The organism is Actinacidiphila acididurans (genome assembly GCF_016918855.1).
GTDB classification, from domain to species: Bacteria; Actinomycetota; Actinomycetes; order Streptomycetales; family Streptomycetaceae; genus Actinacidiphila; species Actinacidiphila acididurans.
Window position 1 is genome coordinate 102080 of record NZ_JADKYB010000003.1, and the last position, 15145, is coordinate 117224.

Here is a 15145-nt window from a genome sequence, read left to right on the forward strand (position 1 = left end):
CTCAGCACTGAAGGGTGGAGCCGGACGGGTAGGTCAGGTTGCTGCCCGGGCGGGGTACGTACTTGGCGAACTGCTGCTGTACGGAAGTGTCGGTGACGGTCTTCCGGAAATCGGTCCAGAAGAAGTCGGCCTGCTGCAGGTGGGCCAGGGCCGCGTTGAGCCAGGTGAGCATCTGCGTGTCGCCCTTGCGGACGCCCATTCCCCAGGGGCTGTCGGCCTTGGCGTCGCCGACGACCTTGAGTGCGGAGTTCTTCGCCGCGAGATCGAGCAGGAGGGTGTCGTCCTGGGCGAACGCGACGCCGCGCTTCTGGTTGAGCGCGGTCAGCGCCTGGCTGGTCTCGGTGAACAGGGACTGCTTGACGTCCTTCATGCACTGGCTCAGCCAGAGGCTGGCGGTGGCGCCGGAGATGCTGATGACGGACTTGCCGGCCAGTTGGCCGAAGGAGGTGATCGGGGAGTCCTTGGGCACCAGCAGTTTCACGCCGCTGTCGAAGTAGGGAGTGGAGAAGTCGATGGTCTGGGCGCGTTCCTGGGTGTAGTTCATGGTCGCTTCGATCAGGTCGATGCGCTTGGAGGTCAGGAACGACACCCGGTTGGATCCGGTCACGCAGGTCAGGGTCAGCGCGTTGGGGTCGCCGAAAGCGTAGGAGGCCAACTGGTGGGCGATGTCGATCTCGAAGCCCGCGTTCTTCGACGATTCGTCGATGTATCCGAACGGCGGGTAGTCGCACTTGACGCCGACGGTCAGCTTGCCCTTGCTCTTCACCTCGTCGGGCAGCGGCGCCCCCACGTCGACGGGGCTGCCGGTGGCGGTGGCACCGCCCGAGCCGCCGGCCGACGCGGACGAACCCCCGGACGAGGAGGACGAGGAGGAGCAGCCCGCGGCGAGGACCATGACCATCGCCGCGCCGATGACAATGCCGAACTTCGATCTCACGGTGTGCATCCTTTTGCTCGATCTGGCGGGCTGTCGGAGGACTTGCGGAGGAATCGGCGGGTTATCGGAGGACTTTGCGGAGGAATTGGCGGGTTCGGTCGTTCTGGGGCCGGTCCAGGACATCGGCCGGGCGGCCGTGCTCCGCGATGACGCCACCGTCGACGAACACCAGACGGTCGCCGAGTTCGCGGGCAAAGCCCATCTCGTGGGTGACGCAGAGCATCGTCATCCCGGAGCGGGCGAGGTCCCGCATGACGTCGAGGACCTCGCTGACCAGCTCCGGGTCGAGTGCGGAGGTCACCTCGTCGAAGAGCATCACGTGCGGGTCCATCATCAACGCGCGGGCAATGGCGACCCGTTGCTGCTGCCCACCCGACAGTTGTCGCGGGTGGGCGTCGGCCTTGTCGGCCAGGCCCACTCGGGCCAGCAGCGCCAAGGCCCGCTTCCGTGCCTCGTCCTTGGGCATCCGCAGCAGCTTGCGCGGCGCCAGGGTGAGGTTGTCGACGGCGGACAGGTGCGGGAAGAGATTGAACTGCTGGAAGACCATGCCGATACGCCGTCGTACCGTGTTCAGGTCGGTGCCGGCCGCCGTCAGGTCCTCGCCCTCCAGCAGTACCTGCCCGGCGCTCACCGGCTCCAGCAGGTTGACGCAGCGCAGCAGGGTGCTCTTGCCGCCACCGGACGGGCCGATGACGGCGACCACCTCGCCGCGGGCCACCGTCAGGTCGACGCCCTTGAGCACTTCGACGCTGCCGTACGACTTGTGCACGCCGCGCAGTTCCACCATCGCCGCCCGAGGGTCGGCGGGTGGCCGGGCGGAGGGACCGTCCACGCTCGGCGGGTTCGTCATCGCGGCGTCCGCCGGTCGCCGTCCGCGCGCAGGGCGTCGCCCGGGCCCGCCGTGGCGGCGGCCTCCGGCGGCAGGTCGGCGTCACGTGCCAGCCGCGGTGGCCGGCCGACCTGCAAGGAGTCCTCGTACTTCAGCGCGCTTCCGGTGTTGAGGACCAGGACCTCCTCGTCCCCGCCGAGCCAGCCGTCGGCGCGCAGCCGGCGTACCGCGGCCAGCGTCGCGGCCCCTTCCGGGCACATCAGCACACCGTCGGAGGCCGCACAGGCCACCTGCTCCTGGAGGATCTCCCGGTCGTCGACGGCGATCGCCGTGCCGTCGCTGTCCCGCAGCGCGGACAGGATGAGGAAGTCGCCCAGCGCGGCGGCGACGTTGATGCCGAACGCGACGGTGCGGGCCTGATCAGCCGGCCACGGTTCGGCGGTCTCGGCCCCCGCCTCGAAGGCCCGCACGATCGGCGCGCAGCCGGTGGACTGCACGGCCACGAACCGGGGCAGCCGCCCCGAGATCCACCCGAGTGCGGTCAACTCGTCGAGCGCCTTGCGGATACCGATCAGGCCGACTCCGCCACCGGTGGGGTAGACCACCACGTCCGGCACCCGCCAGCCGAACTGTTCGGCTATCTCCAGGCCCATCGTCTTCTTGCCCTCGATGCGGTACGGCTCCCGCAGCGTCGCGGCGCTGAACCAGCCGTCCTTCACCGCCTGTCCCGCGATGCGGCCGGCGTCGCCGATCAGACCGTCGACGACGTACACCCGGGCGCCGGCCGCCAGCGACTCCTTCCGCGTCACCTGCGGAGCGTCCGCGGGCATCACCACCAGGCACTCCGTACCGGCCCGCGCGGCATAGGCGGCCCAGGCGGCGCCCGCGTTGCCGTTGGTCGGCAGTGTCAGGCGCCGCACCCCCAGTTCGTGAGCGCGCGAGACGCCGACCGCCGCGCCGCGGGCCTTGAAACTGCCGGTCGGCAGCATCCCCTCGTCCTTCGCGAGCAGGCCGGGTACGCCGATCCGCCGGCCGTACCCGGGCAGCGGCAGGATCGGTGTCCAGCCCTCGCCGAGGGTGATCACATGCGCGGGATCCCGTACCGGCAGCAGCTCCCGGTATCGCCACAGGTCCGCGCCGCGCGCGGCGATGTCCTGCGGCCGGACCGAGGTCCGGACCCGGTCGAGGTCGTAGCGGGCGAGCAGCGGCGCGCCGCAGCGGCACACGTTCTGCGGCACGTCCGCGTCGTACCGCTCGAAGCACCGTCCGCACTCCAGGTGGGTCAGCGCGCTGGTCCATTTCCCGTCGTCGGGATACAACCGGTGACTTCCTCTCCGTGAGGCTCCGCGGTGGCGGGCGCGGGGCGCGCCCGCCACGCGACGTTCTACTGTCCGAGGCGCCGGAACCGGTCGGCCGTGAGCTTCGTCGACGGCCCGTAGTAGGCGGCGTTGAAGAGCACCCGCTGCTCGGACCGGTTCCAGGTACGGAAGCCGATCTCGTTGCCGAAGGTGACGACGTAACCGTCGCCGATCGTCCAGGCGAGCCCGTTGACCGCGCCGTCGAGGTTCTCGCCCCCGATCAGCCAGCCGCTTCGCAACTGGTTGCCGCTGTCGGGGTACTTCGCCACCACCTCGACCGGGTACGTGCTGGTGTCGGTCACCCGGTAGGCGTCGTCCGAGACGAACCACACGGGGTTGTCCGCAGGCACGCCCCACGCGACCGGGTTCTGCGCGTCGAACTCCTGGCTCAGCAGCGATCCCGGGCAGTAGAAGTCCGAGGAGGAGCCGCCGGGGAGGGTGGAGGCGATCGGCAGATCGAACAGCGACTGGGCGGTGGCGGTGCCGCTGCCGAAGGTGACCAGTGTGCCGCCGCCGGTCACGAAGTCGTGCAGCTGGTTCCAGCCGGTGGTGCCGACGCCGAACGCCCACGCCCAGTCCGGTGGATAGTTCTTCGGGTTCAGGCCGTTGACGATGGAGTTCTTGCTGACCCCTTCCGGCATGACGATGGCGTCGTAGCGGCCGGCGAGGTCGGCGTAGTCGCTCGCCGCCACCACCGAGTAGTCCACCCCGTACTGCTCGAACGTCCACATCAGCCAGCCGGACGGCATGTTGTCCGGGGGCTTGAGCAGGCCGATTCTCGTGCCCGGCTTGAGCTGGACGCCGGCCACGGAGGGCACGGCGCGCAGGGCGGACACCGGGATGCCGGTGGCCTTCGACTGGGCTTCCAGGAGCTGCTGGGCCGCCCGGGACGGCGGCACGAGGAAGGTGCCCGCGGCGAAGGTGCGGCCGTTGTCGGTGAACGCGGCGGCGGCACGGAAGGTCGGGATGTTCTGCTTCTGGAGCGCGGCGACGATCCGGAACACCCCGTAGGACTCCGGGCCGATCGCGTACGCCCCGGTGCTCGGCGGTGCGGGCGGTGTGACGACCGCCGGGGGCCTGACGGAGCTCAGCAGCTTCGTGTCGGCCGGGAAGGACGTGGTGACGAGGTCGGCCTGGAAGCCGAGCAGCATCGGCAGGGTCTGCGCGGTGGTGTCGTACGGCCGCTGCGGCGGGCCCCCGGGGTACTGGAGCAGCTGCGGGTAGTCCTGCACCTCGAGCAGGGTCTTGGCGAACCCGGCGTAGGGCTGTTGGAGGTGGATGATGTACGACCCCGCCGGATACTGCTTGCCGTCGGCGGTGAACGCGGCCTGCGCCTGGTGGATCTCGACGGCGCCGAGGTGGAAGATCTCCAGGGCGTCCAGGACCGCCTGCGGGTCGCGCTGCCCGGCCGGGATGACATAGGCGTAGGGGCTGGTCCGCGTGACCGCCTTGACCCCGACGCGGTAGGTGTTGAACAGCCAGTTGTACGTGTCGTAGGCGACCGTCTCCAGCCCCGAGTAGAAGGCCTGGGAGACCCAGTCGACGATGTTGCGCAGCGTCCAGGTGTTCGAGTCGTACGGCTCGATGAAGTTGATGTCGGTGGTCTGCTGGCCCAGCGGCTTCGTACCCACCTGCGGGTAGGCGAGGTTGGCGGCGGCCGCCGCCTCGGTGAGGATGCGCGCCGAACCGTGGTAGACGCAGTACTGCCGGGACGGGGACCAGTAGTCGTACTCCGATCCCCAGCCGTTGCCCTTCATGCCGGCGGCGGTCATGCCGCGCTGCATCGCCAGGCCGACCGTGTCGGTCTGCTGCACCAGGATGGTGTCGATGTTGGGGTCGTACGGCGACAGGTACGGCGGGGTGAACAGCCGGGGAGAGCCGGAACTGGCGCCGTGGGAGTCCTGGAAGACCTGGGGGCGGTACTTGTTCAGGATCGCGACGTTGTACTTGCTCTCGACCTGGGTGAGCATGATCCAGTCACGGTTGTCGTCGTGGCCGGTGTACTTGTTGTACAGGTCGGGATAGGTGCGGGAATAGGCGGTGCCGGCGGTGGCGGCGAAGTAGTCGTTGACGAGGACGATGCCGTCCGGGTTCTGGCACGGCTGCAGCAGGATGACCAGGTTGTCGAGGATCTTCTCGATGTAGTCGGACTGCTCGGTGGCCAGCCGGTAGGCCCATTCGATGGCGGCCTGGGAGTTGCCGACCTCGGTCGAGTGGATGCCGGCCTGCGCGTAGTAGAACGGCTTGCCCTGGGTGGCCAGTTTCTTCGCGTCGGCCTCGGACAGGCCCCGGGGGTCGGCCAGCCGGGCGTTGGTGGCGACCAGCTCGTCGAGACGGGCCAGGTTCTTCGGCGAGCTGATGGTCAGCAGGATGTACGGATTTCCCCGGGTGGTCTTGCCGATCTCCTCGTACGTCACCCGGTCGCTGCGCTCGGCGATGAGCTGGAAGTACGGGACCATCGAGTGCCATTGGGCGAGGAAGCCGTCGGTTCCGATCGGCGTTCCGAAGTACTCCGCGGGAGTCGGTATGCGGCCCTTCTGCTGCGTTCCGGCGGACGGCCGGTGGGGGTCGTCCGTCGCGGGGGTGGCCGGGGCCGCCGAGGCGACACCCGGGTGGATCACGGTCGCGGCTGCCCCTGCGCCTGCGGCAGCGGTGGTTCTGAGCAGGGTGCGGCGGGAGAGGTTCGAGTTTTCGCTGCTGGTCATCTGACGACATCGCCTTTCGCGGCCCGGCCTGACCGGACCGTTCTCCGTCGCGGGGTCGGGGTGGGCCGACTCCGCTGGTGTGCGGGGTGTCGTGCAACTCCATTCGTGGCGCGACGCTGCGCCACGAATGGCCGTCGAGATGCCTGGGTGCCGCGCGCGGTGCGCTGCGCGCCGGCTGTCGGGCGGACCCGCGTGCTCCGCGGGCGCTCCGGTCCCGGGGCCTGAAAACCTTGCGTAAAACGCAATGTGCCAGCCGCCGGCGAGAGGCGGCAACGCTTCCAAGTTGGATTTAATATTCAATACACATACCGCGCGGCGGCCCGGCAGGGCGGGCCTGAGGCACGCATCGGGGCGAGGAGGACGAAGCGATCCAGGCCGCGGACACTGCGCCGCTCGCCATTCCGAACCAGCTCGGGGCCGGCTGCAGCGCCCAGCCGGCGAAGGCCGTTGACAGGCATCGGGCGATCCTGGCCGCTGTCCAGGACGGTGACGGTGAGCGGGCGCGGCGGCTCGTGGCTGAGCACGTCGGCCGGGCGGCCGCCGCGGCTGAGGCGTGCCTGGGCCGGGTCCGGGTGCGCCGCGGCGGTCCTGACCCGAGACGGCCGGACCCCGCGGCGGGCGTCAACTGCTGTGGGGGCGGCCGTCCGTGGCAGGTGCGGGGCCGAAGTCCACGCGCGGGGTGGGGCGGAATTCGTCGGGGCGGACCGGTGAGGTGCCGACGAGGTGCTTGGCGAAGGGGAGTGGGCCGCCGAGGGTTTCCGGGTCGGCGCTCAGGTCGAACAGCGCGGTGTATCCGGCCGCGAGGTAGAGGCCCTTGGCCTCCGGCTGGCGGGGGCCGGTGGTGAGGTAGACGCGCCGGTAGCCGGCCGCGGCGGCGGCCTGTTCCAGTGCGCTGACGATGCGGCGGCCCAGCCCTTTGCGGCGGTGGGCGCTGTGCGTCCAGATCCGCTTGAGCTCGGCGGTCTGCTCGTCGTATCGGCGGTAGGCGCCTCCGGCGACGGGCTCGCCGTCCCGCAGAAGCATGAGCAGCAGCCCGCCGTGTGCCGGTTCGAACTCCTCGGCGGGGTAGCGGGCCAGCTCCGCGCGTCCGCCGGCACGCCCCGGGTAACGGGTGCTGTACTCCTCTTCCAGTTCGCGCAGCAGCGGTCGTACGAGGGGATCCGCAAGCGCCGCCGGCCGCACCTCGTACTGCGCCGCCGTGCCGGCCGGAACGGCGCGCGCCCCGCCGCGAGTGGCGTCGGCGCCGGAGAACTCCATGGGCACGGCAAGCCTTTCTGCGTGGGGGCCGAAGCCGTCCGGTTCCCGGGCCGGGCACGGCACCGCGCCCCGGGCCGAAGATCACGCTAACTGCCCGAGAAGCACCGGGCAATGGCGCCCCTCACGGGCACGGGGGAGTGGACCCCGGCGCCGCGCGCGAGCTGCTAGCGTGTGCGGCATGAGTACTGCTGCCCTGTTGACGAGTCGACGCCCGGTCGATTACGTCCAGGTTGCCAGCTGTCTGTGTCGTTGACCTCTTCGCGGCACCGCACGACCTGAGCCGACCGCGCTGATTTCCCCTGCGCCCGTGGCCGCCTCCGCGCCACGGCCTTTCACCTGGCCCGGTCGGCCGTTGGACCTGCTGCTCCCTCGTGCCGCCCGCACCGCGCGGTGAACTGCGCGCCGGCCGCGGCATGTCCGGCCGGATCCACGCGCCCGCCGCTCGATTCCTGATCGTGCCGCACCGCGCACCGCCCGCTCCACCCCCTGAACCTGCCTGGAGGTAACTGTCATGCCCGAGTCACCCATATCGAGCGGGGCCCCGGACGAGCCGGATGCCGAGCCCCGACTGCCGTCGCGCGGTGGCGGCCGGCGGCGCATCGCATGGATCGTGTCGGCAGCGGTGGTGCTGGCCGCCGCCCTGGTGGTCGGCCTGGTCCTGTCGTTCACCGGCGGCTCGGACGATTCCCGGACCGTGCGCATCGGTGTGGTCGACGCCTCCCAGCCGTACTGGCGGACCTTCGCCGACCTCGCGAAGCAGAAGCTGGGCGTGACCGTGAAGTACGTGAACTTCAACGACTACAGTCAGCCCAATCCGGCGCTGCGCGAGAAGCAGTTGGACCTCAACGAGTTCCAGCACATTCAGTACCTGGCGAACTACAACACCACCGCGCACGACGATCTGCAGCCCATCGGTGCCACCGCGGTGTACCCGCTGCCGCTGTACTCGCTGAAGTACCGCACGCCCTCGGCGCTCCCGGACGGGGCGAAGGTGGCGATTCCCAACGACGCGATCAACCAGGCCCGCGGTCTGCTGGTGCTTCAGTCGGCCGGGCTGCTGACCCTGAAGGACGGCGGCACGGCCTTCTCGACCACCGACGACGTCCTGACGCACAAGGTCGACGTGGTGACGCTGGACGCCTCGCAGACCGCCGGCGCGGTGCAGAACGGCTCGGTGGCCGCCGCGATCGTCAACAACAACTACGCCACGAGCGCGAAACTGCCGACGTCGGATGCCATCTTCCAGGACGACCCGGCCGGCACCGCGGCCGCGCCGTACGTGAACATCTTCGTCGCCCGCAGCGCCGACAAGGACAACGCGACCTATCTGAAGCTGGCCGCGCTTTACCACGACCCGTCCGTGGAGAAGGGAGTGCAGCAGGCCAACGGCGGAACCGCGGTCTTCCGTACGGTGCCGGCCGCGCAGTTGCAGTCGGAACTGGCGACCGTGGAACAGCAGGCCGGGGCCGCGCGGAAGTAGCGCGCAGCAGCCCGCACCGGAAGAGGAGACGGAGACGAGGAGGCCGATGTCCGTCGGTACGCAGGCGGCCGGTGCGCCGCCACAGGTGCACGTCCGCTTCGAGCACGTGGGCAAGACCTTCCCCGGCAAGGGCCGCCGCGGCGCCCCGCTCGTGGCGCTGGAGGACATCAGCCTGGAGATCAGCCGCGGCGAGGTGTTCGGCATCATCGGCTACTCGGGGGCCGGCAAGAGCACCCTGGTGCGGCTGATCAACGGCCTGGAGACGCCCACCTCGGGCCGCGTGCACGTGGGCCCGCACGACCTGACCGCGCTGAGCGAACGGGACAGGCGCGAGGTGCGGCGCGACATCGGGATGATCTTCCAGCAGTTCAACCTGTTCCGGTCGCGCACCGTCGCCGGCAATGTCGCGTATCCGCTGAAGGTCGCCGGTGTGCGCCGGCCCGAGCGGGACCGCCGGGTGGCACGGCTGCTGGACTTCGTCGGCCTGCTCGACCGGGCCCATGACCACCCCGAGCGGCTGTCCGGCGGGCAGAAGCAGCGGGTGGGCATCGCCCGGGCCCTGGCCACCGAGCCGTCGCTGCTGCTGGCGGACGAGGCGACCAGCGCGCTCGATCCGGAGACGACCGGCGAGGTGCTGGCCCTGCTGCGGCGGGTCAACCGCGACCTGGGTGTCACCATCGTGATCATCACCCATGAGCTCGACGTCATCCGCTCGACCGCGGACCGGGTCGCGGTGCTGGACGCCGGCCGTCTGGTGGAGACCGGAAGCGTCTACGACGTCTTCGCCCGCCCTCGGACCGAGGCGGCCGGGCGCTTCGTCGGCACGGCGCTGCGTGACCGCCCGTCACCGGCGACGCTGGCACGGCTGCGGCGCACGCACAGCGGGCGGCTCGTGACGGTCCGGGTGCGTGACCAGCAGGGTTTCCAGACGCGCCTGGCCCGTACCTTCCTGGACCACCAGGTGGCCGCGGAGATCGTGTTCGGCGGCATCAGCGAACTCCAGGAACGCCCCGTCGGCAGCCTGACCTTCGACCTCACCGGTCCCGGCGCGGCCGTGGACGCCGTGCTCGCGGCGCTGCGCTCCGACGGTGTCGACGTGATCGAGGAGAACCCGGACCCCGAGCCGGACCCCCAGGAAGGGGCCTGAAAGATGCACGAGTTCGTCACCAACCTGCCGGTGTACCGGGAGGCGATCCGGCAGACCTTCTTCATCGTGATCATCTCGGTCGTCGCCGGCGGGCTGCTCGGCCTGGCTCTCGGACTGGTGCTGTACGCGACCCGCCCGGGCAACCTGATGGCCAACCGGGCGGTGTTCCTGGCGGTCAACGTGCTGGTCAACGTGATACGGCCGATCCCGTTCGTCATCTTCCTCACCGCGATCCAGCCCGTCATGCTGCACACGATCGGCACCACGATCGGTACGAACGCCGTCACCTTCGCCCTGTCGTTGTCCGCGGCGTTCGCGATCAGCCGGATCGTCGAGCAGAATCTGCTCACCGTGGATCCCGGCGTGATCGAAGCCGCCCGAGCCGCCGGCGCCCGGCCGGTCGGCATCCTGCTGACCGTGCTGATCCCCGAAGCGCTCGGCCCGATGATCCTCGGCTACACGTTCATCTTCGTCGCCGTCGTCGACATGTCCGCCCAGGCGGGCCTCTTCGGCGGCGGCGGACTGGGCGACTTCGCCATCACCTACGGATCCCAGCGGTACAACTGGCCGGTCGTCTACATCACCGTGGCGACGATCGTCGTCATCGTGCAGGCCGGCCAATTCCTCGGCAACTGGCTCGCCCGCCGCGCACTTCGACGGTGAACCGTACGGTGTCCGCTGCTCCCGGAAGGAGGTGGGTGGCGCGGTCGTCGGCCGGGGCCGGCCGGGCTGCCGGGCCACCCGCCGGGCCTGCGGTCAGTGGATCCAGACCAGGACGGGTATGCGCAGCTCGCGGAGGTCGCGGTGGACCGTGTACTCGATGACGATCGGCTCGCCCGGGATGTGGATCAGGTACCGGTGGTCGTGGGCGCCCACCGAGCTGCCGGGGGGTTCCTTGCCGGCGTCGATCGCGGCGCCGGCCTCGATGGCCAGTGCCCTGATGAAGCGCGCGACGGCCGTGTGCAAGGGGCGCGGCATGGCCTCCATGGCCGCCGCGGGCATCTGCTCCACGTACGCGGGCCAGCCGCCGCGTCCCCGGCCGCCGGGATCGGTCACCGGGCGTCCTCGGGGACGCCGAGCCGCTCGGCAAGGTCGTCGATGGTGATCAGGCGCCGTCCGGCCTCGGCGTTCGCGCGGCTGTGCTCCGCGCCGGGCACCCGGTCGACCATTGCCTTCATCCACCAGCGGTCCATCACCGCGTCGATCGGCTGGCCCGCCTCGGCGCTGAGGACTTCGGCGTAGAACCTGGCCCGGTCCGCCCCGGACAGGGCGTCGCCGATGGCGTTGATGGTGTGGGGGATCGCGCGGACCCTGGGGTCCTGGGGCTGCTCGGGCTGGGCGCTCACAGGATCCTCCGATCGCGAATACGGAATACACGCGGCATGCTACGCGCACCTGCGCGCACGACAGGCACGATCACCGTGCTCGTCCCGTCACCGGGCGGGGTGCCCCGCACAATTGTGCGTAGTCGCCTTCGCCGGAAGCGCCGGCCCGGCGTGCTTCAACGGCCATCCGCCGAATTCTGCCCGTCGCCCTGGCGCCGGCGTACCGCCGCGAGCTCGCGCTGGAGCGCGAGGGTGGTCCGTTCCTGGGCTTCATCCGGGACGGTCTCGGCGAGGACTCGTGCGATCGCGTCCATCGTGTCCTTGAAGTAGGCGGCGTCGTCCGCGTCGCGCCGGGCCTGAGCCTTCTCCACCCGCACACGTACGTCCTCGGTGATGCCCGCTGCCCGCGCCGCCGATGCCGCGTCGTGGAGGGTCCGGGCTGCCCGCATGGCGCTGAGAACGGTCTGGCCGAACGCCGCGTGCCCGGGGCTCGCGCCCTCCCTGTCCAAGCCACCGCGCCGCAGCAGCTCCTGCACCTGCGGCATGGGGGGACGGTCATCGACCGAGGCCGCCTCGGAGAGATGGCCGCGCCATGCGGCATTCGCCAGGCCGCCCTCGATCGCGTCGGCCAACGTCGACACCTCCCCGATGAAGTCGAGAAGGCCCGCCGGGGAGGACACCTCCGCCCCGGCCCGGAGGATCTGATCGGGCAATCCCCGCAGAGGGTTGGGGCGGGCTCCATCGGTGCTGGTGGACATCATGCCTCCGTACGGCCGCGCTCCCAGCGGCGCATAGGTGCTCCGCTGCCGTGCCGTTCTCAGCCTGACAGCCACGCGATGCCCGTGACGCCCTTTCACCCATAGCCATCACTTCACGCTGCGTGCAGCACTTCGAGGCGGCCGAGCTCCGCATCGAGCCCCGGTCACTGTCGGCCTCCCCGGTTGTCGGCGGGCGACAACCGGGGGCACCGACAACCGGCCCGGGCCGGGCCTGTCGGTCAGGCCGACGCGTCCTGCGTCGTGATGCGGATCAGCCCGGCGGCCTGTTCGGCCAGGGTGACGGCGGCCGACGGGTCGGGGCCCTCGGCGATCACTTCGCCGGCCCGGTCCCAGGAGGAGTGGGTGGGGCGTACCACCGTGCCGGGGGCCGGGGTGACGTGGACGGTGTGGACGCCCGGCAGGGCCCGGGCCTCGGTGACGCCCTCGACGGCGGTCACCGTGCCGGGGGCCGCGGGGACGAACCGGATGGCGGCGGCGCCCGCGGGGGCGGCCGGGACGTCGGGGGTGCGGCCGAGCAGGGTCTCCAGGTAGGCGCGCATGAAGGGGAAGTCGTAGGCCAGCCGGATGAGCAGCGGGATCTCGTCGCCCGGCATCCGGGCCGCGCACTCCACCAGGACCGGCTCGCCGGACGGGTCGTCGTCCACGATCCACTCGCAGTGCAGCACCCCGGCCCCGAAGCCGGCCGCCGCCGCGAGGCGTTCGGTGGCGCCGACCAGGCGTGACCGCAGGTCCTCGGGTATCGGCGCGGGCAGCACATGGCCGGTCTCCACCGGGAAGCGGCCGGGCAGCACGTCCTTGGCGGTCACGTTGGAAAAGCACGGCCTGCCCCCGGTGACCAGCATCTCCACGCTGAACTCCGCGCCGTGGACGGCCTCTTCGATCAGCACATCGGACGGGATGCCCCGGTCCGGGACGACCCGGCCCTCCTCCAGGTCGGTGGTCAGCGACCAGCCGGGCCGGATCTGGTCGGGCGAGGACAGGATCTGCACGCCGAGGCTCGCCTGACGGCCGGTCGGCTTGAGCACGCAGCTCCCGCCCACCTCGGCCATGAACGCCTCGGCCTCCTCGGGACCGGTCACCAGGGTGTAGCGGGGGTTGCGGATTCCCGCCCCGGCCGCGAGGTCGCGCAGCCGCCGCTTGTCGCGGAACACCCGGCCGCCCGTCGGCCCGGCGCCCGGCAGACCCAGTACGTCGGCGGCGACGGCCGCGGCGGTGACGCCGTACTCCACACCGGGCACCACGGCGAGCGCCGCCGGGGCCTCCTCCTTGAGCAGCCGCAGCAGCTCGTCGTCCTTCTGGTACTCCCGCTCCACCACCCGGGAGACCATCGGGTGGCTCAGGGCCAGGCGGTGCAGGTCGCGCTTGCGCACGACGTCCGGTTCCTCCACCACGAGCACGCTGCCGTCCGGCAGGTCGCCGGCCAGCTTGCCCAGGATGTTCGCGCTGAAGCCGAAGAAGAGGACCTGCTCGTGGCCTATGCCGTCGATCACTGCTGGTCTCCAGGAGGTGGGGTGGGGGTACGGGACACGGATCCGCCGGGTGCCGGATCGGCCGGCGGGACGGGCGCGGGCAGGGGCAGACTGAACCGCACTTTCGCCAACCCCCTTGCGCCGTACCGACGATAGAAGCGCACGGCACCCTCGTTCCAGTCCGGCGTCTGCCACTCCACGCGCGGCGCGCCCAGCCGGCCCGCGTGCGCGGCGACCTCGTCCAGCAGCGCCGCCCCCACCCCCTTGCCGCGGTGCTCGGCGTCCAGGTACAGGCAGTCCAGGTGCACGTACTCACGTACGCTCCAGGCCGCGAACTCCAGCGAATAGGCGGCGTACCCCGCCAGTTGGCCGCCAGGTGCGCCACGTGCGCCCGGCGGCTGCGCGACCAGCGCCCAGGCCCGCGGCGCGGGCCCGGCCGCGGCGTCCAGCAGCGCGGCCACCGCGTCCGGGTGCGGCGGCGCCGCCTTCTCGTACCGGGCGTGATCCGCGTACAGCCGGGCCAGTTCGGCGGCGTCCGCGCGGGTCGCCGGGCGCAGCGCGTAGCCCGCGGCGGTGATCACCCGGCACCGCCCGCCGGAAGCGCCGGAGGCGCCGGCACCACCAGCACGTCCAGCCGCCGGTCCAGCTCCGCGGCCACCGCCTCGATCCGGTCCACGTCGGCGGGTTCGCGGTAGGGGCCGGCCACGCTCAGCGAGCCGGCGATGTCGTAGCCCTCCGGCGCCCGCCGCAGCCGGTCGCCGGGCCGCGCCACCGGCACGTACGACTGGAAGTGCGGCGACAGGGCCGCCTGCCCGGGGGTGTTCCGCAGTACCACGCCGGTCCGGTAGGCGTACGTGATGCAGGTGGCGCGGCGGGCCGGCAGCCGGGGCGTCTCGCCCGCCCACACCTCCTCGTGGCCGTCGGCGCCGAGCGCCTTGACGTACAGCCGCACCACGTCGATGCCGTGCACCTCGCGCAGGTTGCGGTAGTTCTGCCCGCCGCTCATCCGGGTGCTGAACTCCACCACCCGGAACTGCCCGTCGGCGTCCTGCCGCAGCTCGATGTTGAACAGGCAGTGCTCCACCCGCAGATGCTTGACGACGGCCTCGGCGATGCCCGCCAGTTCCGGTTCCAGCTCGGGGCGGCGGAAGGGCAGCGTGTAGAAGTCCTCCTCGAAGTACGGCCCCGGCATGTGCATCTTGTTGATCACCCCGGCCAGGTGGAACCGGCCGAACAGCACCACACCGTCGAGCGTCACCTCCTCGCCGGGCAGGAACTCCTCCAGCAGCGCGTACGTCCGCTCGGCGCCGGTGAAGTAGTTGCCGTCGCCGGAGCGGGCCAGCTCCTCGATGTCGCCGAGCCGGCCCTCCAGTTCCTCCGGGCCGGAGACCAGCGCCACGCCCCGGCTGAACGCGGCGTGCGTGGGCTTGACGATCAGCGGATAGCCGATCCGCTCCGCCGCGGCCAGGCCCTCGGCCGTGCTCGACACCGCCGCGTGCCGCACGGTGGGCAGGCCGTGCTCGTCCAGGAACTCCCGCTGCCGCCGTTTGTCCCGGGCGATCGCGTCCGCCTCGGGAACCGCCCAGGCGTGCCCGAGCCGCCGGTTGACCAGCGAGGTCAGGTGGATGTCGGTCTCCGCGAAGGTCAGCGCGGTGCCGATGCCCTCGGCCGCGGTGATCGCGACCGCCCGGTCCACCGCCTCCCGCACCGGCAGGCCCGCCGGGATCACCGTCACCGCGGCGAACCGGCCGTCCACGTCGAGGCCGGGCACCTCGGTGAGCAGGTGCAGCTCCCGGCCCATGGCGCGCAGCGTGTCGATGTGGTCGGCGTGCCACAGGACGCTTTTGCGCATGACGAGC

The 15145-nt window shown here is 71.3% G+C and carries 14 protein-coding genes and 1 pseudogene; 4 read left to right on the forward strand and 11 right to left on the reverse strand.

Annotated elements, in window-relative coordinates:
• Position 1: 1 nt before the first annotated feature.
• The 4 genes from ITX44_RS06000 to ITX44_RS06015 form a co-directional block, all read right to left on the reverse strand.
• Positions 2–937 (reverse strand): transporter substrate-binding domain-containing protein, encoded by a 936-nt coding sequence (locus tag ITX44_RS06000; RefSeq protein WP_205355981.1) that lies wholly within the window; start codon positions 935–937, stop codon positions 2–4.
• A 61-nt stretch (positions 938–998) separates the two neighbouring features.
• Positions 999–1787 (reverse strand): amino acid ABC transporter ATP-binding protein, encoded by a 789-nt coding sequence (locus tag ITX44_RS06005; RefSeq protein WP_372440841.1) that lies wholly within the window; start codon positions 1785–1787, stop codon positions 999–1001.
• Entirely contained in the window at positions 1784–3085 is a 1302-nt protein-coding gene (locus ITX44_RS06010; RefSeq protein WP_205355982.1) for a threonine synthase, read from the reverse strand. Before ITX44_RS06010 ends, ITX44_RS06005 begins: the two co-directional genes overlap by 4 nt.
• 65 nt (positions 3086–3150) lie before the next feature.
• On the reverse strand, positions 3151–5829 hold the full coding sequence (locus ITX44_RS06015; protein ID WP_205355983.1) for a M14 family zinc carboxypeptidase: 2679 nt from the start codon (positions 5827–5829) through the stop codon (positions 3151–3153).
• A 398-nt stretch (positions 5830–6227) separates the two neighbouring features.
• On the opposite strand from ITX44_RS06015, the pseudogene ITX44_RS42955 reads away from it, so the two are divergent.
• Positions 6228–6347, forward strand: a pseudogene (locus ITX44_RS42955) (hypothetical protein); the annotation flags it as partial.
• Between the two features lie 103 nt (positions 6348–6450).
• Here ITX44_RS42955 and ITX44_RS06025 read toward each other — a convergent pair.
• On the reverse strand, positions 6451–7086 hold the full coding sequence (locus ITX44_RS06025) for a GNAT family N-acetyltransferase (RefSeq protein ID WP_205356289.1): 636 nt from the start codon (positions 7084–7086) through the stop codon (positions 6451–6453).
• A 511-nt stretch (positions 7087–7597) separates the two neighbouring features.
• Here ITX44_RS06025 and ITX44_RS06030 point away from each other — a divergent pair.
• Genes ITX44_RS06030 through ITX44_RS06040 form a run of 3 tightly spaced genes read left to right on the forward strand, consistent with a single transcriptional unit; the run spans position 7598 to position 10376 of the window.
• Positions 7598–8566, forward strand: coding sequence for a MetQ/NlpA family ABC transporter substrate-binding protein (locus tag ITX44_RS06030; RefSeq protein ID WP_205355984.1), 969 nt, complete (start codon positions 7598–7600; stop codon positions 8564–8566).
• A 46-nt stretch (positions 8567–8612) separates the two neighbouring features.
• Complete coding sequence (locus tag ITX44_RS06035; protein ID WP_205355985.1) at positions 8613–9713, forward strand: methionine ABC transporter ATP-binding protein; 1101 nt, start codon at positions 8613–8615, stop codon at positions 9711–9713.
• A gap of 3 nt (positions 9714–9716) precedes the next feature.
• The gene (locus ITX44_RS06040; RefSeq protein ID WP_205355986.1) at positions 9717–10376 is read left to right on the forward strand and encodes a methionine ABC transporter permease; all 660 of its coding nucleotides are present in this window, start codon (positions 9717–9719) and stop codon (positions 10374–10376) included.
• 93 nt (positions 10377–10469) lie between these two features.
• Here ITX44_RS06040 and ITX44_RS06045 read toward each other — a convergent pair whose 3' ends face one another.
• The 6 genes from ITX44_RS06045 to ITX44_RS06070 form a co-directional block, all read right to left on the reverse strand.
• Positions 10470–10769, reverse strand: coding sequence for a hypothetical protein (locus ITX44_RS06045; protein ID WP_236060143.1), 300 nt, complete (start codon positions 10767–10769; stop codon positions 10470–10472).
• A complete protein-coding gene (locus ITX44_RS06050) occupies positions 10766–11059 on the reverse strand; it encodes a hypothetical protein (RefSeq protein ID WP_205355987.1) in 294 nt (97 codons plus the stop codon). The genes ITX44_RS06045 and ITX44_RS06050 overlap by 4 nt, the downstream gene beginning before the upstream one ends.
• 155 nt (positions 11060–11214) lie before the next feature.
• Entirely contained in the window at positions 11215–11799 is a 585-nt protein-coding gene (locus ITX44_RS06055) for a hypothetical protein (protein ID WP_205355988.1), read from the reverse strand.
• A 236-nt stretch (positions 11800–12035) separates the two neighbouring features.
• Positions 12036–13307 (reverse strand): ATP-grasp domain-containing protein, encoded by a 1272-nt coding sequence (locus tag ITX44_RS06060; protein WP_205355989.1) that lies wholly within the window; start codon positions 13305–13307, stop codon positions 12036–12038.
• Entirely contained in the window at positions 13304–13867 is a 564-nt protein-coding gene (locus ITX44_RS06065) for a GNAT family N-acetyltransferase (RefSeq protein WP_307795121.1), read from the reverse strand. The genes ITX44_RS06060 and ITX44_RS06065 overlap by 4 nt, the downstream gene beginning before the upstream one ends.
• A complete protein-coding gene (locus tag ITX44_RS06070; RefSeq protein ID WP_205355990.1) occupies positions 13864–15138 on the reverse strand; it encodes an ATP-grasp domain-containing protein in 1275 nt (424 codons plus the stop codon). The genes ITX44_RS06065 and ITX44_RS06070 overlap by 4 nt, the downstream gene beginning before the upstream one ends.
• Positions 15139–15145 lie beyond the last annotated feature (7 nt).

Excerpts from the sequence above, each read along its gene's own strand:
- ITX44_RS06005 (WP_372440841.1), bottom strand. The coding sequence starts at position 1,787 with ATGACGAACCCGCCGAGCGTGGACGGTCCCTCCGCCCGGCCACCCGCC.
- ITX44_RS06015 (WP_205355983.1), bottom strand. The coding sequence starts at position 5,829 with ATGACCAGCAGCGAAAACTCGAACCTCTCCCGCCGCACCCTGCTCAGA.
- ITX44_RS06025 (WP_205356289.1), bottom strand. The coding sequence starts at position 7,086 with ATGGAGTTCTCCGGCGCCGACGCCACTCGCGGCGGGGCGCGCGCCGTT.
- ITX44_RS06030 (WP_205355984.1), top strand. The coding sequence starts at position 7,598 with ATGCCCGAGTCACCCATATCGAGCGGGGCCCCGGACGAGCCGGATGCC.
- ITX44_RS06035 (WP_205355985.1), top strand. The coding sequence starts at position 8,613 with ATGTCCGTCGGTACGCAGGCGGCCGGTGCGCCGCCACAGGTGCACGTC.
- ITX44_RS06040 (WP_205355986.1), top strand. The coding sequence starts at position 9,717 with ATGCACGAGTTCGTCACCAACCTGCCGGTGTACCGGGAGGCGATCCGG.
- ITX44_RS06055 (WP_205355988.1), bottom strand. The coding sequence starts at position 11,799 with ATGATGTCCACCAGCACCGATGGAGCCCGCCCCAACCCTCTGCGGGGA.
- ITX44_RS06070 (WP_205355990.1), bottom strand. The coding sequence starts at position 15,138 with ATGCGCAAAAGCGTCCTGTGGCACGCCGACCACATCGACACGCTGCGC.